The 19,279-nt window shown below is 63.1% G+C and carries 21 protein-coding genes and 3 pseudogenes; 11 read left to right on the forward strand and 13 right to left on the reverse strand.

What is annotated here, in order from left to right; genetic code table 11:
* Nucleotides 1–21: 21 nt before the first annotated feature.
* Both N6H05_RS27630 and N6H05_RS27635 read right to left on the reverse strand, forming a co-directional pair.
* Nucleotides 22–1,575: a pyruvate kinase gene (locus N6H05_RS27630; RefSeq protein WP_206431256.1), complete on the reverse strand. Its 1,554-nt coding sequence runs from the start codon at nt 1,573–1,575 to the stop codon at nt 22–24.
* The gene (locus tag N6H05_RS27635; RefSeq protein WP_126002598.1) at nt 1,572–2,177 is read right to left on the reverse strand and encodes a cation diffusion facilitator family transporter; all 606 of its coding nucleotides are present in this window, start codon (nt 2,175–2,177) and stop codon (nt 1,572–1,574) included. Before N6H05_RS27635 ends, N6H05_RS27630 begins: the two co-directional genes overlap by 4 nt.
* A gap of 155 nt (nt 2,178–2,332) precedes the next feature.
* Between N6H05_RS27635 and N6H05_RS27640 the strand changes: the two genes are divergently transcribed.
* Together N6H05_RS27640 and N6H05_RS27645 are read left to right on the forward strand one after the other, a co-directional pair.
* On the forward strand, nt 2,333–3,046 hold the full coding sequence (locus N6H05_RS27640) for a cytochrome c oxidase assembly protein (protein WP_126002599.1): 714 nt from the start codon (nt 2,333–2,335) through the stop codon (nt 3,044–3,046).
* The gene (locus N6H05_RS27645; RefSeq protein ID WP_126002600.1) at nt 3,043–3,711 is read left to right on the forward strand and encodes a cytochrome b; all 669 of its coding nucleotides are present in this window, start codon (nt 3,043–3,045) and stop codon (nt 3,709–3,711) included. The genes N6H05_RS27640 and N6H05_RS27645 overlap by 4 nt, the downstream gene beginning before the upstream one ends.
* On the opposite strand, the gene N6H05_RS28360 is transcribed toward N6H05_RS27645, so the two are convergent.
* Nucleotides 3,608–4,300, reverse strand: coding sequence for a c-type cytochrome (locus N6H05_RS28360; RefSeq protein ID WP_126002611.1), 693 nt, complete (start codon nt 4,298–4,300; stop codon nt 3,608–3,610). The genes N6H05_RS27645 and N6H05_RS28360 overlap by 104 nt on opposite strands.
* On the opposite strand from N6H05_RS28360, the gene N6H05_RS27650 reads away from it, so the two are divergent.
* From N6H05_RS27650 to N6H05_RS27665, 4 genes are read left to right on the forward strand one after another with little or no spacing between them, the layout of a single operon-like run.
* Entirely contained in the window at nt 4,301–4,645 is a 345-nt protein-coding gene (locus N6H05_RS27650; protein ID WP_279606826.1) for a c-type cytochrome, read from the forward strand.
* Nucleotides 4,635–5,594: a cytochrome c oxidase subunit II gene (locus tag N6H05_RS27655; protein WP_126002601.1), complete on the forward strand. Its 960-nt coding sequence runs from the start codon at nt 4,635–4,637 to the stop codon at nt 5,592–5,594. Before N6H05_RS27650 ends, N6H05_RS27655 begins: the two co-directional genes overlap by 11 nt.
* Nucleotides 5,591–8,113 carry a cbb3-type cytochrome c oxidase subunit I gene (locus tag N6H05_RS27660; protein WP_126002602.1) on the forward strand — a complete coding sequence of 841 codons (2,523 nt, stop codon included), beginning with the start codon at nt 5,591–5,593 and terminating at the stop codon, nt 8,111–8,113. The genes N6H05_RS27655 and N6H05_RS27660 overlap by 4 nt, the downstream gene beginning before the upstream one ends.
* Entirely contained in the window at nt 8,110–8,382 is a 273-nt protein-coding gene (locus N6H05_RS27665; RefSeq protein WP_126002603.1) for a hypothetical protein, read from the forward strand. The genes N6H05_RS27660 and N6H05_RS27665 overlap by 4 nt, the downstream gene beginning before the upstream one ends.
* 105 nt (nt 8,383–8,487) lie before the next feature.
* On the opposite strand, the pseudogene N6H05_RS27670 reads toward N6H05_RS27665, so the two are convergent.
* The 7 genes and pseudogenes from N6H05_RS27670 to N6H05_RS27700 form a co-directional block, all read right to left on the reverse strand.
* Nucleotides 8,488–9,197, reverse strand: a pseudogene (locus N6H05_RS27670) (ZIP family metal transporter).
* Nucleotides 9,194–9,679 (reverse strand): hypothetical protein, encoded by a 486-nt coding sequence (locus N6H05_RS27675; RefSeq protein WP_241213606.1) that lies wholly within the window; start codon nt 9,677–9,679, stop codon nt 9,194–9,196. The pseudogene N6H05_RS27670 and the gene N6H05_RS27675 overlap by 4 nt, the downstream one beginning before the upstream one ends.
* A 45-nt stretch (nt 9,680–9,724) precedes the next feature.
* Nucleotides 9,725–10,042 (reverse strand): TFIIB-type zinc ribbon-containing protein, encoded by a 318-nt coding sequence (locus N6H05_RS27680; RefSeq protein WP_126002614.1) that lies wholly within the window; start codon nt 10,040–10,042, stop codon nt 9,725–9,727.
* 201 nt (nt 10,043–10,243) lie between these two features.
* Nucleotides 10,244–11,179, reverse strand: a complete 936-nt coding sequence (locus N6H05_RS27685) for an NAD(P)/FAD-dependent oxidoreductase (protein ID WP_185707981.1) — start codon at nt 11,177–11,179, stop codon at nt 10,244–10,246.
* 57 nt (nt 11,180–11,236) lie between these two features.
* Nucleotides 11,237–11,986, reverse strand: coding sequence for an MBL fold metallo-hydrolase (locus N6H05_RS27690; protein ID WP_126002605.1), 750 nt, complete (start codon nt 11,984–11,986; stop codon nt 11,237–11,239).
* Nucleotides 11,987–12,195: 209 nt separating this feature from the next.
* Entirely contained in the window at nt 12,196–12,627 is a 432-nt protein-coding gene (locus tag N6H05_RS27695; protein WP_126002606.1) for a DUF411 domain-containing protein, read from the reverse strand.
* Nucleotides 12,628–12,655: 28 nt separating this feature from the next.
* On the reverse strand, nt 12,656–13,270 hold the full coding sequence (locus N6H05_RS27700; protein WP_279606829.1) for a cation diffusion facilitator family transporter: 615 nt from the start codon (nt 13,268–13,270) through the stop codon (nt 12,656–12,658).
* A gap of 323 nt (nt 13,271–13,593) precedes the next feature.
* Between N6H05_RS27700 and N6H05_RS27705 the strand changes: the two genes are divergently transcribed.
* Nucleotides 13,594–14,019 (forward strand): MerR family transcriptional regulator, encoded by a 426-nt coding sequence (locus tag N6H05_RS27705; RefSeq protein ID WP_164521888.1) that lies wholly within the window; start codon nt 13,594–13,596, stop codon nt 14,017–14,019.
* Nucleotides 14,020–14,056: 37 nt separating this feature from the next.
* Here N6H05_RS27705 and N6H05_RS27710 read toward each other — a convergent pair.
* Nucleotides 14,057–14,275: pseudogene (locus tag N6H05_RS27710) on the reverse strand (peroxidase); the annotation flags it as partial.
* Between the two features lie 618 nt (nt 14,276–14,893).
* Here N6H05_RS27710 and N6H05_RS27715 point away from each other — a divergent pair.
* Nucleotides 14,894–15,025 (forward strand): hypothetical protein, encoded by a 132-nt coding sequence (locus N6H05_RS27715; RefSeq protein WP_279606827.1) that lies wholly within the window; start codon nt 14,894–14,896, stop codon nt 15,023–15,025.
* Nucleotides 15,026–15,146: 121 nt separating this feature from the next.
* Here the strand turns inward: N6H05_RS27715 and N6H05_RS27720 are convergent, their stop codons facing one another.
* Nucleotides 15,147–16,604: an FMN-binding glutamate synthase family protein gene (locus tag N6H05_RS27720; protein ID WP_284114507.1), complete on the reverse strand. Its 1,458-nt coding sequence runs from the start codon at nt 16,602–16,604 to the stop codon at nt 15,147–15,149.
* A complete protein-coding gene (locus tag N6H05_RS27725) occupies nt 16,582–17,448 on the reverse strand; it encodes a recombinase family protein (protein ID WP_004212898.1) in 867 nt (288 codons plus the stop codon). Before N6H05_RS27725 ends, N6H05_RS27720 begins: the two co-directional genes overlap by 23 nt.
* Before the next feature lie 321 nt (nt 17,449–17,769).
* Here N6H05_RS27725 and N6H05_RS27730 point away from each other — a divergent pair.
* The 3 genes and pseudogenes from N6H05_RS27730 to N6H05_RS27740 form a co-directional block, all read left to right on the forward strand.
* Nucleotides 17,770–18,432, forward strand: a pseudogene (locus tag N6H05_RS27730) (Tn3 family transposase); the annotation flags it as partial.
* Nucleotides 18,433–18,667: 235 nt separating this feature from the next.
* The gene (locus N6H05_RS27735; protein ID WP_030541215.1) at nt 18,668–18,949 is read left to right on the forward strand and encodes a type II toxin-antitoxin system RelB/DinJ family antitoxin; all 282 of its coding nucleotides are present in this window, start codon (nt 18,668–18,670) and stop codon (nt 18,947–18,949) included.
* On the forward strand, nt 18,918–19,238 hold the full coding sequence (locus N6H05_RS27740) for a type II toxin-antitoxin system YafQ family toxin (RefSeq protein WP_026109744.1): 321 nt from the start codon (nt 18,918–18,920) through the stop codon (nt 19,236–19,238). The genes N6H05_RS27735 and N6H05_RS27740 overlap by 32 nt, the downstream gene beginning before the upstream one ends.
* Nucleotides 19,239–19,279: the final 41 nt, after the last annotated feature.

The following is a 19,279-nucleotide window of genomic DNA, read 5'->3' on the forward strand; positions in this document are numbered from 1 at the left end:
AGGGCCGGCGTACCATTTATTCTACCAGCTTTTCAGAGCACGCAGTTGCGGCGTCTTCTTGTGCTGGTGCTCGCCCATGCGCCCGAGCAGGGTGTCGAGAACCTCGATCGCCTCGAGGACATGTGGGCCCTTGTTCAGCATCACGCATTCGGCGCGCGCGGCCATCGCCGCGTCGGTCATCTCACCACGAGAAGGCCGGCCCTTCTTGACGAGGTTCTCCAAGACCTGCGTCGCCCAGATCACCGGCACGTGAGCAGCCTCGGCCAGCCACAGGATTTCCTCCTGCATCTCGGCCATGCGAGCAAAGCCGATCTCAACGGCAAGGTCGCCCCGCGCGATCATCACGGCGGTGGGCTGTCGACTGGCGGCGTGGACCATGATCTCCGGCAGATTGTCGATCGCCCGGATGGTCTCCACCTTCAGCACAAGGGCGAGTTTCTGCCAGTCGTCGCGCAGTTCCGCCAACGCCTCCTGCAGCTGCATCACGTCGGCGGCGGATTGGACGAACGAGTATTGGACGCCGTCGGCATGGGCGGCAATGAACTTCAGGTCGCGGCGGTCCTTTTTCGTGAGCGCGGCGATGCCGAGATCGGCATCGGGGAAGTTCAGGCCCTTTTCGGGTTTTAGCCTGGCACCCTTCTCCGGAGCCTGTTCAATATGCACCAGCAGTCCGTCGTCGCCCGCTTCCTCGATCACGCCGCCGAGCTTGCCGTCGTTATAGAAGACATGGTCGCCGGTCCGGCTGCCGCGCACCGCTTCCCCGAGCGTGCATTCGACCGCCGTCACCGCCTCATCCGTCTTGTGGGCACCCAGCGCACCGGCTTCGACGATCCGCAGGCGGTCGCCCACGTGCAGACGCCCCCCACCGCCTTCCATGTTGCCGGTGCGGATCTTCGGACCGGCCAGATCCATGAAGATGCGCATCCTGTGGCCGGTCTCTTGCTCGGCAACACGGGCGTGTTCGATCATCCGCAACCATCTGCGCGGACCGTCATGCGCGCAGTTGATGCGCAGTGCTTCGATCCTGCGGTCGGCGAGGTCTCGCATGAACGCAGGATCTTCCGCGGCTTCGCTCGGACACGTCACCATGATCGCGGTCGCGCGCAGATCGCCGGTCGCGCCGAACAGGGCCTGCCGCCGCTCGGTGAGGCAGCGCTCGCCGGCGAAGAATGCTTCCGATGGCGGCCGCTCGTCCGGTTGCCTGCCGACAATCGCCGCGAGCGCCGCGCGGGTCGCCTGAAGCGCGGGGAGGACGTGCCCCTCCGATCGCCCCAACGAGGACAGGCCGAGCATCGTCAGCCCGCGCTGGATCGGCCGCAGATCGTGTCCGCGCAGGGCAAGATAGTCCGCCAGGTTGGCGGCGCAGGAGGCCAAGCCAGGCACATCTCCAATGTTCCATCGGGCAAACTTCTCCACACCTTCCCGCCGCACCTCGGTCGTGAGCGCGTCCAGGCGGTCGAGAAGCGCCGATGGTTCGGTGATCGCGGCGTCCGGCTGCGGCTGCTGCCGCGCCTTCGGCCCGAGATGCCGATGGCGGCGCGCATCGCCCGCCGAGGGATGCCTCGAGCTTTTCATGCGCTCGCCCTTTTTGCTTCACGTGCCTCGCACCGGGCGTCGCGCAGAATCTCGATGCCGCCCTTGATCGCGATCACCGCGGTGAGAAAACCGACCAGCAGATCGGGCCAGTTGGTCCCCAGCCACCAGACCAGAACACCGGCGACGAGAATCCCGCCATTCGAGATGAAGTCGTTGAAGCTGAAAGTGGTCGCGGCGCGCAGGTTGACGTCGGGCTCTCGCAGCCGTTGCAGCAGCCTAAGGCAGACGAAGTTTACCACGGCCGCAATGGCCGACATCGTCATCATCGTGACGCCGATCGGCTCGCTTCCCTGAAGATAGCGGCGGCCGACGTCGAGCAGGATACCGCCGGCGAAGATCAGGAGCATGAAGCCCGAAACTGTCGCCGCCCGCGTCTTCCATTTCGCCCCCCGGCTGAGAGCGATCAGGCTCAATGCGTAGACCGCCGCGTCCGACAGGTTGTCGAGTCCGTTGGCGAGGAGTGCACTGGAATCTCCGCTGATACCTGCGATCAGGAAGGCGATAGCGATCGCGAGGTTGAGCACCAGGACGATCCACAGCGTGCGTCTCTCGTCTGGCCCTTCCGGCGCTCTGTCGTTCATGCGGCGCCTTTCGGATCGCTTGTTGGTCATGCGCGAGATGGAGCGCTTTGGGTGTTACGATCGGCACGCACCGTAGTTCCCCCGCGCTACGCTCCAGCAGGGTAGGCCATAGTCTCGTGGCGGGAACCTCCGAAGACGCTTATTGTTGCAGCCTCATGCGATTTCCACCGATTCCCTATTGCGGTTCTGCTCCGCTTCCCGTCGATATCTGGACGCGTTGGAATCCGGATCCGCTGGCCATTGCGCTGGTGATCAGTCTCTTTTTGATCGGCCGCGCACTCCGGGCACAGCCTCTCCCGCTAGCCGCAGGCTGCGCCATTCTCCTTCTGCTGTTCGTATCGCCGTTCTGTGCGTTGAGTTCGGCGCTGTTCTCGGCACGCGCGGCGCATCATATCTTGCTGACGGCCGTCGCAGCGCCGCTGTTGGCGATGGCATTGCCAGCCGTTCGGGGCAGGCCGGCTGCATGGGCCTGTGTCCATGCCTTGATCTTCTGGTTGTGGCACGCACCGGTCGCCTATACCTTCGCGCTTGCCAGCGACGGTGCCTACTGGCTCATGGAGTTGACCCTGCTCGCCTCTGCGATCGGCCTCTGGCGCAGCGTGCTGGCCGCAACCGCACCCATCGGCGTCGCGGTCCTGCTGGCGACGATGGTCCAGATGGGCTTACTCGGCGCCCTGCTCACCTTCGCGTCCACGCCGCTGTACGCCTGGCACTGGATCACGACGCAGCCCTGGGGCCTCAGCCCGGTGGAGGACCAGCAGCTTGCCGGCCTGCTGATGTGGATCGTGGGCGGAGCGATTTATCTCGTCGCCGCGCTCAGGCTGGCAGGCAATTGGCTCACCGAGCGACAGCGGATGGCGATCGCATGATCGCGGCGATCCGCGAATGGGCGGCGCGGCATACCGCCGATCGGCGCTATTCCCCGGTCGGCGTCGCCTTCCACTGGATCATGGCGGCGCTCCTCTCCTTTCAGCTCTATTGGGGTTGGTATATGAGCCGCATGCCGGTGGGCGGCGACAAGCTGGATGCCTACAAGCTGCATTCCGAGCTGGGCCTCGGCATGCTCGTGCTGGCGACGCTGCGTTTCCTGTGGCGCACGATCGTGCCGGGACCGATCAACGATGCGGACAAGCTCGGCTGGCAGACGAAGCTGGCCTATTTGACCCACGCGCTGTTCTATATTTGCTTTTTCGGCCTGCCGCTGTCGGGCTGGGCGATGTGGTCGGCGCTGGGCGATGGCCCTAGGCTAGATCTGCTCGGTGCCGCATGGCCGCAACTGCCGTTCCACGATATTCCGGTCGCGGCGCAGTGGACCATCCTCGGCTGGGCCGACGGCATCCACACCCTGCTGATCCTGCTCCTCGTCGCGCTCATTCCCATGCATATCGGCGCGGCCCTCAAGCATCATTTCTGGAACCGGCACGATGTGCTCATCGGGATGCTGCCGGAGTTGAAGGAGGACGAACCGGCAGAGACGGATCCCCGTCACGGCTTGCCAGGATCGCAAGCTCCGCCGGCGCCAATGCGCGGCTGACCGCCAGCATCGTGCCCGTGGGATCATGCCGTTGCCCCGAGCGCCAGGCCTCGATCTGTACCACGACATAGGTCGGCGACTGCCCGGCGAGCGGCGGGTTGCCGGGACCGCGTCCTTCGCCGCTCCCGCCGTGGCAGCTGGCGCACTTGCTGGCGTAAAGGGACGTTGTGCGCAATGTGGATGCTGGGGCTGGCAGCGCGGCATAGTAGGCCGAGACCTTGACGCGATCCTCGCTATCCAGTCGCCGGGCGATCGTGCGCATCGCGACATGCCTGCGCCGCCCGTTGGCGTAATCATCGAGTTGGCGAACCAGATAACCCGCATCGAGCCCAGCGAGGCGCGGGGTCAGGCGGCCATCGCCTTCGCCTTTCAAGCCATGGCATGTCGCGCAGGCGCTCGTCGGGCCACCGTTGCCGCCACTGAACGCGATAACCTCGCCGGTCCTGCGAAAGGCCGGGTTGCCGCCCGTCTCGTTGCATGCCGTCAGATACAGCGGACCCAGCAGGCCGAGGCGCAGAAAATATCGCGTCATCGCACGGGGAACCGAGTGCGAGGCGGTCGGTTCCCCATCGGGGAAGGAAGATCTCATTTGGGGGCACGCATTCTCTTGACCGCCGTTCTGCTGCTCGCCGCCTGCGACAAGGCCGAGATCGCTCCAAATGCCACGCTCGGCGAGGCGGCGGCGCGCGGGAAGGCGGCGGCGGCGCGTCTTGGCTGCGGGGCCTGCCACGCCATGTCGGGCATCTGGCCGCAGGGCAAGACCGGCCCTTCGCTTGTAAGGTTCGCAGAGCGGGGCACGATCGCGGGCCGCTATTCCAATCGCCCCGATAATCTGGCTGCCTTCCTGCGCGATTCTTCCGGCACGGCGATGCCGACGGTTCCCATGACCGCGGCGCAGGCCGACGACATCGCGGCGTTCCTGCATGAGCAATAGCGCGACTCCGCAGGCCGCGCTCGGCGGCTGGCCGCCGGCGGTTCTCGATCCGGCCGGCCCCTATGCCGAGCCCGTCACCCGGCTTGCCTGGGCGCTGCTGATGGGCGGCGCGGGCGTATTGCTGATCGTCCTCGCCGCACTGGCGATAGCGCTTTGGGGCAGACCTGTCCTTCGCCAGCGGCTGGGCGGCGACCGGGCGATCTGGATCGGCGGCGTGGCCTTTCCGGGCGTCGTGCTGACGGCTCTGCTGGTCTGGGGTCTGTGGCTGACCGGCAGCCTGCAGGCGACGGCAGCACAACCGGGCGAGATGCGCGTCAGGGTTACGGGCGAAATGTGGTGGTGGCGCGTGACATATCTCGGCGAAGGCGGCGAGCCCGTTATCCGCGATGCCAACGAATTGCATGTTCCCGTCGGGCAACCGGTCCTGCTGGAACTGGAATCGGCGGACGTGCTCCACAGCCTCTGGGTGCCCCGGCTCGCCGGCAAGATGGACATGATCCCCGGTCGTCGGAACCTGCTGCGCATTCGCGCCGATCGCCCGGGCACTTACGGCGGGCAGTGCGCGGAATATTGCGGCGGCGCCCACGCGTTGATGGGCTTGGTCGTCGTCGCGCATACGCCGGAAAGCTTCGCCCGCTGGCGTGCCGAACGCCTTGCACCGCCGCGTCCCGCTTCGGGGCGAGGGCCCGAACTGTTCCTCGCCAGCGGCTGTGCTGGCTGCCACACCGTGCGCGGCACGCCCGCCAACGGCACCGCCGGTCCCGACCTCACCCATGTCGGCGCAAGGCGATCGCTGGGCGCGGGCATCCTGCCCAACAATCGCGGCACGCTGGCAGGCTGGATCGCCGACAGCCAGACGATCAAGCCCGGCAACCGCATGCCCAACTACAAGCAGTTCAGCCCGGACGATCTGAACGCGCTGGCCGACTATATGGAAAGCCTCAAATGAGGTCGGAGACTGGGTTCGACCCCGATCTCTACCAGCGGTTCCCGACGCAGGAGGAACGCCCGCCCGAAGAAGAGGAGGAACTGCGCCGTATCTGGTGCGCGCCGCGCGGCTGGGAATATCTGACCGTCGTCAACAACAATTATGTCGGCATCTTCTATCTCGGCACCGCCTTCCTGTTTTTCCTGCTGGCAGGCGTGCTGGCGCTGCTGATGCGGGTGCAACTGTCAGCGCCGCTGATGGAGGTGCTGCCGCAGGCGACCTACAACCAGGTCTTCACCATGCACGGCACGGTGATGATGTTCCTGTTCGCGGTGCCGATGGTCGAGGCGGCGGGCGTGCTGCTGCTGCCGCAGATGCTGGCCGCGCGCGATCTGCCCTTCCCGCGCCTATCGGCCTACGCCTTCTGGGCCTATGCTGTGGGTGGCCTGGCCTTTTTCGCCTCGCTGTTCGTCGGCCTCGCCCCCGACGGCGGCTGGTTCATGTACCCGCCCTTTACGTCCAAGGCCTATTCGCCCGGCATCAACGCCGACTTCTGGCTGCTGGGTATCGGCTTCATCGAGATTTCGGCGATCGCCGGCGCGATCGAGATCATCGTCGGCGTCCTGCGCACCCGCGCGCCGGGCATGAGCCTCGACAGGATGCCGATCTTCGCCTGGGCCATGCTGGTCTTCGCGGTGATGATCATCATCGCCTTTCCCAGCGTGATCCTGGCGACGCTGCTGCTGGAGATCGAGCGCGCCTTCAACTGGCCCTTCTTCGACGCGGCGCGAGGCGGCGATCCGGTGCTATGGCAGCATCTGTTCTGGTTCTTCGGCCATCCGGAGGTCTACATCATCTTCCTGCCCGCCGCCGGCATGATGAGCATGATCGTGCCCACCGTCGCGAAGGCGGAACTGGTCGGCTACCGCCTGATCGTGCTGGCCATGATCGCCACGGGGTTCATCAGCTTCGGCGTCTGGGCGCATCACATGTTTACCGTCGGCCTGCCGCCGATGACGACGGGCTTCTTCTCCGCCGCGTCGATGGCGGTCAGCCTGCCGGCGTGCATCCAGGTGTTCTCGTGGATCGCGACGCTGGCGATCGGCAGGCCGCGCTTCAATGCGCCGGGGCTGTTCGTGCTCGGCAGCATCGTAATCTTCGTGACCGGCGGGCTGACCGGTGTCATGGTCGCGCTGGTGCCGTTCGACTGGCAGGCGCACGACACCTATTTCATCGTCGCGCACCTGCACTATGTGCTGATCGGCGGTATGGTGTTTCCGCTGTTCGCGGCGATGTACTACTGGATTCCGATGGTCAGCAGCCGCGCGATGAGCGAGCGGCTGGCGAAATGGGTGTTCGGCCTGATGTTCACCGGCATGAATGTCGCCTTCATGCCGATGCACCTCGTCGGCCTGATGGGCATGCCGCGCCGCGTCTACACCTATCTGCCCGGCAGCGGCTGGGACATGCTGAACCTCATCTCGACGATCGGGGCTTTCCTGTTCGCCTTCGGCGTCCTGCTGTTCCTGATCGACCTGGTGCGAAATTTCCGCATGGCGCCGGGCGGCGGCAATGCCGGCAACGTCTATGGCGCTGGCTCGCTCGAATGGCTGCCGACCGAGCTTTATTCGACGCGCTCGATCCCGGTGGTGAAGAGCCGCGAGCCGCTATGGGACGATCCGAAGATTTCCGACGATGTCGAGCAGGGCCGCTATTTCCTGCCGCGCTCGGCCACCGGCCTGCGCGAGACGATCGTCACGAGCCCGCTGCTGGCCGAGCCGCAATATGTCCAGATCATGCCCGGTCCCTCGGTCTGGCCGCTTGTGGCGGCGATCTTCACAGCCTTTTTCTTCCTCGCACTGACGGTGCAGGCCTATATGTTCGGCCTCGCCAGCGGCGTCATCACCATCATGGCCATGCTGCGCTGGCTGTCCGAAACCGATCGGCCGATCGCGCAGGGCGAGGTTGACATCGGCGCGGGCATCATGGTGCCGACCTATATGACCGGCCCGCGCAGTCATGGCTGGTGGGCGATGGTCATCCTGATGATCGTCATGGCCATGATCTCCGCCATGGCGATGTTCGGGCTCGCCTTCCTGTGGAGCAACCAGCCGGCCTTCTGGACCTCGCCGGCATCGCTGGGCGGAGGCGCGCCCATCGCGCTGGGCTACGGACTCGTCGTGGCCGCGGCCGCGGCGTCCCGCTGGCTGCATCGCATCGGCAAAGGCTGGGCGGTCGTACCGGTTCTGTTGGCGGGAGTCGCGACGCCGCTGCTGACCTTGCTCGATATCCGTCTGTGGAGTGCCGTGCTGGCCCCCGACGCCAGCGGCCAGGGCGCGGCGGTGTTCGCGATCCTTTCGCTGCAGGGCACCGTCGCCGCGATCGGCCTGCTGTTCGCCGCCTATCTGGGCTGGCGGGCGCTGCGTGGGCTCATCACGCCGACGCGCAACAGCACGCTGGACCTCGCCTGCCTGTTCATCGGCTATTGCGGTGCGCAGGGACTGGTCGGCACGCTCTTCACCCGAGCCGTCGGCGCGTGAGAAGCTGGCTCATCCTGCTCGGCGGGTTCCTCGTCTGGACCGTCCATTTTTTCGGTCTCTATCTGATCGCGGAGTTCGCGCCGGCGGCAACGCTCGTTATCGCGCTGACCATTCTCTGCATCATCGCCGACCTATGGCTGCTGCGCTGGCTTCGCGGGATACCATGCTCTGAGGCCTTCGCGCAGTGGCGGCGGTCGGTTGGCATGGCTGGCGCTGTGCTGAGCCTCCTCGCTGTGCTTTGGCAGGGGTTGCCCATCATGCTTGCCTGACGCTCGCAGTCAAGAAGAACCATCAGACACCGATGCTTTCTGCCCCTCTTCGCATTTCACCATCGATACCTGCACATCATGTTTGCAATAACCCGGCATCTCTATTCAGGACATCAGTTCTTCGATCGCCAGCAGTCCCAGAGACCCAACGAAGAACATCGCGCTGATCAGCGAGTTGTCGGGCCGCGCATGTGCCTGTACTAGCAACTCTTTAGTGACGAGATAGAGAAGCGCCATAAGTCCGAAGCTGAGAAAGCCGACGATGACCGGTGCCGGGAGTGTCGCAACCGGCAGCGCGATCGCAGCGCCCAGCGGAAGCAGCAAGCCGAGTCCGAACACGGTCGCGATGACGCGCAGCTTCGATTCCATGGCCTCGTTGAGCTCGGCCGTGACCGTCAGGCTCAAAAAGAGCACTTCCAGCGTCAAGGCGACAGTCAGGAGGACGCCCGCCTTTTCGCCTGCGACAAAAGCCAGACCGAGAACGAGGCCATCAACCAGTATGTGGATGTCCACTGCACTTAGGTTGGCCACCGGACTGTCCCGCGCCCTTCACCTTCCTTCAGAAGCAGCATGACGCCTACGCCGACGGCACCGTCGACGAGTGTGGCGAAGGGCGAGGCATCATGCTTGATCTGCGACAGGATCTCGGTCGCAGCCGCGGCGAACACGACGCCGGACGCCAGATGCTGTACTGCGCTGACGAACCCAGCGCTCGGACGTCTGACCACGGAAAGGACCGCGCCTGGGAGAACCGCCGCAAGCGGAATTGACGTATAAGTATTGCCGACCTCGCCGGCCTTTGATCCTAACGCTATCCGAGCCCCTGCACGATGCCGATGAAGACGGCGATGATGACCAGAATGCTGATCAGGAGCGGTCTTTTCAGACGCGGGTCGGCGACATTGCCGATTCGCGCCGCTACTTGCCATGCCGGGCGAAGCGGAACGCGGCAGGAGCCGGAAGCGATCCGGTCGAACTGCGCGTCCGAAAGACCGAAGAACGCTTTCATCGCGCCGCGGGATCGGCCCTTCAGACCTGTGACCCGAAATACGGGATCGGCCCACGCGATATCGATGGCGCTCGGGTTCGATACCATCGGTATGACTTCACGACCTGACGCCCATGAAGGCCGCAAGAGCCCGATAAGCTGAAAGGGATTGCGGTCGAATAACGCGGCCCAGCGCTCCAGCCGCGCCCGCCGGCCATAAGGTTCGAGCGCGGGATCAGAGGTGGTGCGGCTGGCGCGCGCAGGAAAGTGATGTTTCAGGCGTCTCGTCGACGACGCATCGTCGCTCACGGCGGCGTGGCTTCGCCGGGAATGGCCGCGCCGACCCACGGGCTTTCAGTCGAACAATTCGCTCAAGAAGCTCTTGCGGCGACCACGATGGCCACGCTCGTAGCCATGCTTCCCTCCATGATCGCCATGGCCGCGACGGTCATCGAACACGCCTGCGCGCCCTCCGCCGGACCACTCGTCGCCAGTCGGGCGCGCTACGACATCGCCCATATTGCGCTCGATGATCTTATCGAGTTCGCCCCGGTCGAGCCAGACCCCGCGACATTGCGGGCAATAGTCGATCTCGATGCCCTGGCGCTCACTCATGACCAGGTCGACCCGGCAGGTGGGACACAGGAGACCTGGCGCTGCACGGTTTTCCATTATGGCAAATCCTTCTCTCTTGCTCAGATCGAGCACAATTGCGCGCATCCTCATATAGCCTTGATAGCAGGCTTCCTCTCTAACAAATCGCAGATTCGGGTGGGGCCTTATGCGCCAACATGAAAGATCGTCGGAAGGATCGCAGCGTGCGGCTTGCACGGGGCCGGCTGCGCTTCTCTCGACCCACGGTTCGCGTGCGTTTCAATGACCGCCTTTCGCTGCAGTGGTCTGTCCGTCCCTGTTTCGCAAGTCATTGTGCATGGCCGTGGCCGCGACTGCTGCATGGCCCATGGCCACGCTGATCTGATCCAGCGCCATTACGATATCGCCAGCGGCATAGACACCCTCCATGGATGCGCGCTGCTTGGTATCGACGACGATGCAGCGATCGTCGCTCAGTTCGATATCAAGATGCCTCGCGAGCGCATTGTTGGTGTCGGAGCCGAGCGCCGGATAGATCGTGTCGAACCGCAATTCGGTGTCATCGATCAGATGCACCACCACCTGATCGCCGGAGAAATCCAGCCGGTCGAGCGTGCTCGACGCAACTACAATACCCGCATGGCTCAGACTTTCCCGGTCGCTGTCGTCGAGCTCGGTGGATTGATGCGCGAGCAGCGTGATCCGATCCGAAAAGGTTCGCAGGAACAAGGCTTCCGCCACCCCATGCGTATCAGCGCCGATGACCCCGATCGACTGGTCGCTTGCCTCGAAGCCGTCGCAGACAGGGCAATAGCGCAGAAGCCCCCGATCGAGGGCGTCCCGATGGGTGTCCTCGTTCATTTCCGGACGCCGGTTCTCCACGCCCGTCGCAATCAGGATCTGGCGCGCGGAAATGCTCAGCCCCTCACCGCGAGCGGTGAACGCATCCGCGGACCCTTCGATCACGTCTACGCGGCCGGCCCTGATCGTCGCGCCATAGCGTTCGGCCTGGGCACGCATGCGAAGGAGAAGAGCCTCACCGCCGATGCCGTCCGGGAAACCGGCATGGTTGTGCGAAAGCGGGATCCACTTCGCGCGGCTATGGCCTTCATCCACCACGATGACCCGGCGGCGATAGCGCGCGAGATAGATGGCGGCGGTCAGCCCTGCCGGACCGCCGCCGATAACCAGAGCGTCATAACAATCTTGCGTCATATTGTCCGCGGCTTCCTTTTCGAGCGGCCCGGGCGTTTGGTTTCCGAGCCCACCGGATCAACCCTGTAGTGCACGGCAAGATGGATCACGGGCGGCGGTGTCCTCATCCGGGCAGTCGCCGCACAGGCGGTTGGCCGGAACGGCGACATCGATCTGCTTGGGGTAAGGCAGGTCGAGGTTCGCCATGATCTCGATAAACTGTTCAAGTGTCTTGCCGCCGCCTACGCGAGGGTTTCGCTCGCGCTCCTGGGCCACGGTCGTGACGTGGCAATGCTTGTAATCATGCGCGGGGTATACGAGCGTGTCGTCGGGAAGAGTGAATAGCTTCTCGTGGATCGACCGATACAATGTGCCCGCATCGCCGTTCTGAAAGTCGGTCCGCCCGCACCCGTCGATCAGGAGAGCATCGCCAGTGAACACCCTGCTCGCATCGGGCCGGTCGATCAGGTAGCTGTGATGCGCGTCGGTGTGACCCGGGGTGAACAAGGGTCGCAAGATCAGGCTGCCCACGCTGAGCGGGTTCATTTCATTCACGGCGATGTCGGCACAGGCCAGGCCGTCCATCTCCGGATAGGCGATCTTGCATCCCGTTAGGCTCCGAAGCCGACAGGCCGAGGTGACATGGTCCGCGTGAATGTGTGTTTCGAGCGTATACGCAAGGGTCAAGCCGTGCTGCTGCAGGACGGACAGGTCGCGATCGACCATCTCGCATACCGGGTCGATCAGCACGGCCAGTCCGCTATCCCGACATCCGATCAGATAGGTGTAGGTGCCCGACTCCGGCTCGAAGAGCTGACGGAAAATCATAACGCTCGGCAGGCGCCAGACACTGGCGCGCCTCGCTCAGTTATGCAGCAAGGCCGCCACGGCTGCATCGCTACAGAACGCGCTATGAGCTGAAAAGTTGTCGGGATGTCCCGACATCGCATGTTCGGCTTCAGAGCAGCGCTTGAATTAGATGATGTCATCTCCAACCATATCCCATTCCCAAAAGGTGTCATCTCACTCAAGGTCTGTTACTCGATGGCGTAGACCTTGGTGCCCGCAGGTCCGAAGCTGAGGACCTTGAAAGGCGCAGTCTTCGGCCCGGCCATACCGGGAGAACCAGACGGCATTCCAGGCAGTGCAATCCCGCGAATGGCCGGCTTCTCGCGCAGCATGCGCTGCACCACATTGACCGGCACATGTCCTTCGACGGCATAGCCGCCGACTATCGTAGTGTGGCAGCCCCGAAGCGCTTCGGGCACGGCCCTGCGCGCCTGGACCGAAACATCATTGCCGGTCGGGACCACCGCGATGTCCATTCCTGCACGTCGCAGCGCGGCGGCGTGACCGTCGCAGCACCCGCAGCCGGGATCCTTGTACATCACACCGCCGATGGTCCCAGCCTCGGCAGGCGCGGCCACAATTGCCCCGAGGAGGGCCAGCATCGCGACTTTTCTCAGCATAGGTAGCTCCTTCATCCGCACCGTCCGTTCAATCCAACGGCACCGCAACGGCCGGACGGACCGCCCTGAATTGTGGCCAGGCCTGGCGCAGCACGCGTATCGCGGAGCGGAAGAACAGGATCGCGATGATCACGCCCACAAGAATATCGGGCCAGGCGGCATCTGTCGCATAGACGCCCGCTGCCGCAATAAGCACGCCCGTATTGGCGATGACGTCGTTGCGCGAGCATTCGAACGTGCTCGACAGGTTCACGTCGCGGTGACGAAACCGGTAGAGCAGCGCGAGACAGGTGAGATTTGCGGCAAGCGCGATCAGGCCGAACAGAACCATTGTCCCGGCCACCGGAGTCACACCGTTCACCAGCTTCGATGCGGCCTCGAACATCACCCAAATGCCGAAAGCAGCGATGATCCCGCCCTTCGCGAGGGCCGCCCCCGCACGCCACCGCAAGCTGCGCTGAAGAGCATAGAGGCTCAGGATATACACCAGCGCATCGCCGAGCATGTCGACGGAATCGGCCATCAACGCGGTGGAATTGGCCAGAAGGCCCGCAGTGAACTCGGCGACGAACATGGCGAGGTTGATGGCGAGTACGATCTGCAGCACGCGCTTGACGTCCGAATGAGCCCCTAGCGCAGCAATCTCCTGCTCTTTGGCGGAACAGCAGTCGTCACCACTGAAATGCCCGCCTGCTTCATCAGGCACGCGCGGCGCCTCGCAGGTGGACGCAGCTTTGTCGTCTTCAGCCGGTTCCGGGCAGCAAGGGCTGGATGCCTTTGTCAATGCCGGGCCCGACGACGAGCATGCCGGCAAGGCTGTTCCAGGCGTCGCCACAGGCTTGTCGCAGGCCGACACCTTCGGATCTTTACCACCCCCTTCGCAGCACTCTTTCATGACACGCTCTTCGGTTTTCAATGAGACCTCGATTGCTACTTAAGTCCTATAGCTGCTATAGGTTCAAGGCCATGCGACAGAATCTTTCCATCGGGGCCTTGGCTACCGTCACCGGATGCAAGGTCGTCACAATCCGCTACTACGAGAAAATCGGGCTGCTCGCCGAACCCGGCCGAAACCGGGGCGGGCATCGGATCTATGATCGGCGGCATCTCGAACGGCTCGTTTTCATCCGGAAAGCTCGTGAACTCGGCTTCCCGCTTGGCACCGTGCGCGAACTCCTGTCCCTGTCGGCACGACCGGTGGAAGCTCCGTGCTCCGAGGTGGATTCCATAGCAATCGCGCGCCTTGCCGAAGTCAGGGGGAAGATCGCCGATCTCAAGGCGCTTGAAGCCACGCTCTCGCGCCTCTTGACGCAGTGCGGTCACACTACGCTCGACGACTGCCGCATTCTGGACGCCTTTCGCGCCGATCCGGATATGACAGTGTCGGGATGAGGCGATCGCCCATCGCGCCGCTCTTGCGGGCCCGAGCCTAATCCTGCGGTTGCGGCGTGATTCTCAGATAGGGCTTGAGTGTCCGCCATCCCTTGGGAAACTTGCCTCGAGCCTCATCGTCGCTGAGCGATGGCACGATGATGACGTCTTCGCCCTGACGCCAGTTCACGGGCGTCGCCACGCTATGCTTGGCGGTCAGTTGCAGGGAATCGATTACCCTGAGGATTTCCTCGAAATTGCGGCCAGCCATGGCCGGGTTGTAACGTCATGTTCAATTCCTCGCGTTTTTTGCGAAGCAACTTGCCGACGCGATCTCTTCGGTCGCACATGGGCCATGGTCGGCCGACGAAGGTTCAAAGGGTGCCAGATTGGCCGCTCACTTCCATCTTAGGGTGGGAATTATAGGCCGAGAAAGGGGTGTCGAGATGACAAAGGCCGATCCGGAGCGCGCGTCCGCATCGCGAGCAATGCGCAGTGGCTATAGACCAAACCAGCTTGCGAGATCAGGGCACTGGTCGCCCCAATTCCACCATCGGCTATTGACGCGCAGAGCCTGATAACCGTGGATCTAAAGTATCCTGAGACACGAAATTTCCTCGCGTTGGTAGATGAACGGCCGTTCGCTGATGCGTTCCGGCTAGGTTCAGCCTGATCACTCCATCACATGACGCATGGCGTGAAGCCAATGTTCGATTGAGGAGATGGTCGATGAAACGCGTTTTTCTGGCAGCGGCTGCGGCGATGTTGTCGCTGCTTGCCGCGCCGGTCGCGATGGCGCAAGGGCACGGCGGTAATCGTGGCGGGCATGAGGCCCCTCGTCACGGTTCAGGACATGGTTCGTATAACAGCTACGGCTCCTATGGGTACGGGAACTATGATCGCCACCAGCAAAGCTGGAACGTCCCGCGCTACGATCGCCATGCCTATCGCGACAATTACCGCCGAGACCGTCACGAGCGACGCGGGCACGATCGCCCTCGCCGTCATCACCGATAGTCAGGGATGACCCCACGATCCGCCCCATTGGCTGGCTGAGCATGCGATGGTGCGAATGTCGATGGGCGGCTGAGGGGAGCATCAGCGATCGTTAACAGATTGTTGGGTGCTCTGGCCGAATTGGCTGTTTGTCAAAATGCGCGACGAGAGAAACTCGCGGCATCGGCCTGCTTCCACCATTTCGCGAGACGCTCGTCGCGTGCACCGTCAATCATCTCGCCCGCCGCGACGAAATGATAGACCTCATCCATCGTGCGCATCTCCATCGCGCTGATGCGCTGCCTGAAATTGTCCGGACTGAACTCGTCGGGTGATTCGAGGCCGCAGGCCACGACGATGTCGTGCAGGGCGTTGAGCGTTGCCTTCTGAAACCGTGCGACGCGCGCCGCCTTGTCTTCGACGACCAAGCCGCGCTGGCGGGCGGGTGACTGTGTCGCCACGCCTGTCGGACATGTGTCGGTATGGCAGCGCAGTGACTGAACGCAACCGAGCGCGAACATGAAGGCGCGTGCGGCGTTGCACCAGTCCGCCCCAAGCGCCGCGTTCATCGCGATCGACGCACCGGAATTGACCTTGCCGGAAGCCGCCAGCCTGATCACCGGCTTGAGGTTTGCGCCGACGAGCGCGTTGCGCGCGAGGATCAGGCCCTCGCGGAGGGGCATACCCACCCTGTCCGAAAGTTCGATCGGTGCTGAACCGGTGCCGCCTTCAGCCCCATCGACGACGAGGTAATCGACCAGAATGCCAGTCTCCAGCATGGCTTTGACGATCGCGAACAACTCGTGCGGATGGCCGATGCAGAGCTTGAGGCCGACCGGCTTGCCGCCGGACAGCTCGCGCATCTTCGCGGCGAACTCGACCAGTTCGATCGGGGTTGAGAAGGCCGTATGGTAGGCGGGCGACGCACAGTCTTGCCCCGCGGGGACATCGCGCACTGTGGCGATCTCGTCGGTCACTTTCGCAGCGGGCAAGAAGCCGCCATAGCCCGGTTTCGCGCCCTGGCTGAGCTTGATCTCGGTCATCACGACCTCATCGCGGCGGGCGGCATCTCGAAAAGCGAGCGGATCGAAACGCCCTTCTCGGTCGCGGCATCCGAAATAGCCCGATCCGATCTCCCAGACGACATGGCCTCCATGCTTGAGATGATGGTCGGAAAGGCCGCCTTCGCCGGTGTCGTGATAAAAGCCGCCGATCTTTGCCCCGAGGTTGAGGGCTTCGATCGCCCTGCCACCGAGCGATCCGAAGCTCATCGCCGAGATGTTGAGCCGCGCCGCCAAATAAGGCCGGCTGCATTGATCGGTGCCAACCGCAACGCGGGTACAGCCTTGCGCCTCTCGCGACGGCGCGATCGAATGGGCGAGCCATTTGTACTCGCGGCCATAGACGTCGAGTTCCGTGCCGAAGGGATGGCTGGAATTGTCGCCTTTGGCCCGAGCATAAACCAGCGCGCGCTCATCGTGGCTGAAGGGCCGCCCGTCGAGGTCGCTTTCGACCAGGTAGGCCCAGTCGGCCCGAAGCTGCGATTTTGGCCAGGTTGAAGAACGAACACTGAACGCTTGATTGATTCTACCAGGACCGTTGCTGACCACCGACCTCGTAGATATCGGCTTCCATGGAGCAATTGTAGCTCTCTGCGATGTTGAACATCTCGGAGAGGAGGCTTTGGATTTCCTCATCAAGGGAAATGCCATCCGGATCGGGGTCATAGGCGACGGTCAGTTTGTAATCACAATTGCCGTTTTTTACCATGGCGTAGTCGCGTTCCAGCATCGCCTCAATCCGCTCCCGAGCGGGTTTTCTACCTCTTCCACGCTTGTTGAAGTTCTCGATAATCAGATGCAGGGCGATGCTGGCAGTGGGCGGCTTTTCCGGCAGTTTGGTCTTTGACGGAATAATGTCGAGCGCCCGATAGACGGTCATTCGTGAGACCTTCAGGTCGCGGGCAACGCGGGCCTTGCTGGCGCCGGCGGCAAGGCGACGGCGGATTTCATCGTCATCGACGTTCTTCTTCCGGCCTTTGTAAACGCCTTCGGCGCGCGCCGCTTCGATCCCGGCGCGCTGACGATCCTTGATGAACTTCAGCTCCATATCGGCGACCATGCCGAGTATGGTGATGACCATTCGCCCCATGTCGCCCGCCGTCGTCACCTCTGGCTCAAGGATGCGCAGCGAAGCTCCCTTTTCATCAAGCTCATGCACCAGGTTCAGGACATCGCGCGTGGAGCGGCCGAGCCGGTCGAGCCGCAGCACGACCAGCTCGTCGCCGGTGTGCATAAACTGCATGATCGTTTCCAGTTCCGTGCGCCCGCTCCGCGAGGCCCCCGATCCGGTCTCGGAACGGATAATTTCGCAACCTGCATTCTTGAGGCGGCCAATCTGGATATCCAGATCCTGGTCCGTGGTGCTGACGCGGGCATATCCGATACGAGCCAAGTGCAAAATCCGTCACATTAGGGTGGCTCTTGCAGTGTATCGTCACATTGAGCGCAAACCCACCCTTTTGTGACAGACGAATGGTGTCACTCGGCCCTATCACTCTGGGGTGTACCCAAATGTTATAGGCCGATCAGCCGCCTCACGCTGCAAGCCGTCCAAAATCAATCCGGTCGTTCAGGTCGAGGTCGAAGCGGCCATAAAGGTAGCCGACTGGCTCAAATATATCGAAAATGGCGCGGCAAAATCGGGCACCGCCGATCCGATGGGCACCTATGACTTTACATGGATGTGGGAAGAACTGGGGCTTAGCGACCTCCGGCGGTAACGGCCATCATACGGTTCTTGAAATGTTCTCGCTTAGCGTTGTCTGGCGTACCTTCCACGCGATGCCCTCTCCCTCAGAAAAGACTCTATGCCTTCACGCCCAACGCGACGCCGGCCAATGTGCGAGCGCTGGTCGGAGGTAAGATCAATGAACCGCTCATCGAGCGCAACTGGCCCGACATCCTGCGCATCATGGCGACGATCGCAGCGGGGATCGTCGCCCCCAGCCAGATTCTTCGCAAGCTCGCCTCTTACCCGCGCCAGAATGAGCTGGCCCTCGCATTGCGAGAGGTGGGCCGCATCGAGCGAACCCTGTTCATGATCGACTGGATTCTTGATGCCGGCCTCCAGCGCCAGGCTCAGATCGGCCTCAACAAGGGTGAGGCCCACCACGCCCTAAAGCGCGCCATCAGCTTCCACCGCCGAGGTGAAATCCGGGATCGATCCGGCGAAGGCCAGCACTATCGCATCGCCGGAATGAACCTGCTCGCCGCCATCATCATATTCTGGAACACCATGAAGCTCGGCGAGGTCGTCAATACCCGGGCCGCCAGCGGTACCCATATCGCGCCTGATCTACTCGCCCACGTCTCGCCGTTGGGATGGGAACACATCAATCTAACCGGGGAATATCGCTGGCCCAAATCCTTAGCGTAGGATTCCGCCCCCTCCCGCAAACGCCCCCAACCTGCCGGCGCGCCGGCACCCTTGTCCCCGAGATCCGCGCACGCGATCTCGCCCGCCATGTGGATCGTCACCGAATGGCCAAGACCGTGTGCGGGCTTGGGGAGCGCAGCGACTCGAGCCACGGTGCCGCGCAAGCGGCAGGCGCAGGATGGTTGTAACTGTTGCTCAGTTGAGCTACAATGAAGACGGATCACAGGAGGTTCTTATGGCCGCTACCGCTTTCGTGCGCGCGCGCATCGACGAAACATTGAAGGATGAAGCCGCCGCCGTCCTGGCCGAACTGGGACTGACCGTATCCGATGTGGTCCGCATGACGCTCACCCGGATCGCGAAGGATCACGCCTTGCCTTTCGAGCTAAAGGTGCCGAACGCCGAAACGCGGGCAGCCATCGAAGCCTCTCGCGCAACGATGAAGTCCCGCCGCGCCCGCTTCACCGATCCTCAGGAATTGTTTGATGCCCTCGACCAAGAAGCCCGCCAGCAGTAAGCGTGCTTCGCTCCCTCGAGAGGCCTCCTACGAAAAGAAGTTCGTGAAGGATTGGGAGCGGTTGTCGCGCAGCGGGCGCTACAACATGAAGCAGCTCAAGGAAGCGATGATGCTCCTTATCGCCAATGACGCGCCGCTTGGCCCGGAATGGCTGGACCATGCCCTCAAAGGCGACTGGAGCGACCATCGCGAGTGCCATATCGGCGGCGACTTCCTGCTCATCTACACGATCGAGGGAAACCTGGTGAACTTCGTGCGCGCCGGCACGCATTCGGAGTTGTTCGAATAGCCTGCCGCTTCCTTGCGGATACAAGCATAAATATGCGCAAC

It is taken from the genome of Sphingobium sp. WTD-1, from assembly GCF_030128825.1.
GTDB lineage: Bacteria > Pseudomonadota > Alphaproteobacteria > Sphingomonadales > Sphingomonadaceae > Sphingobium.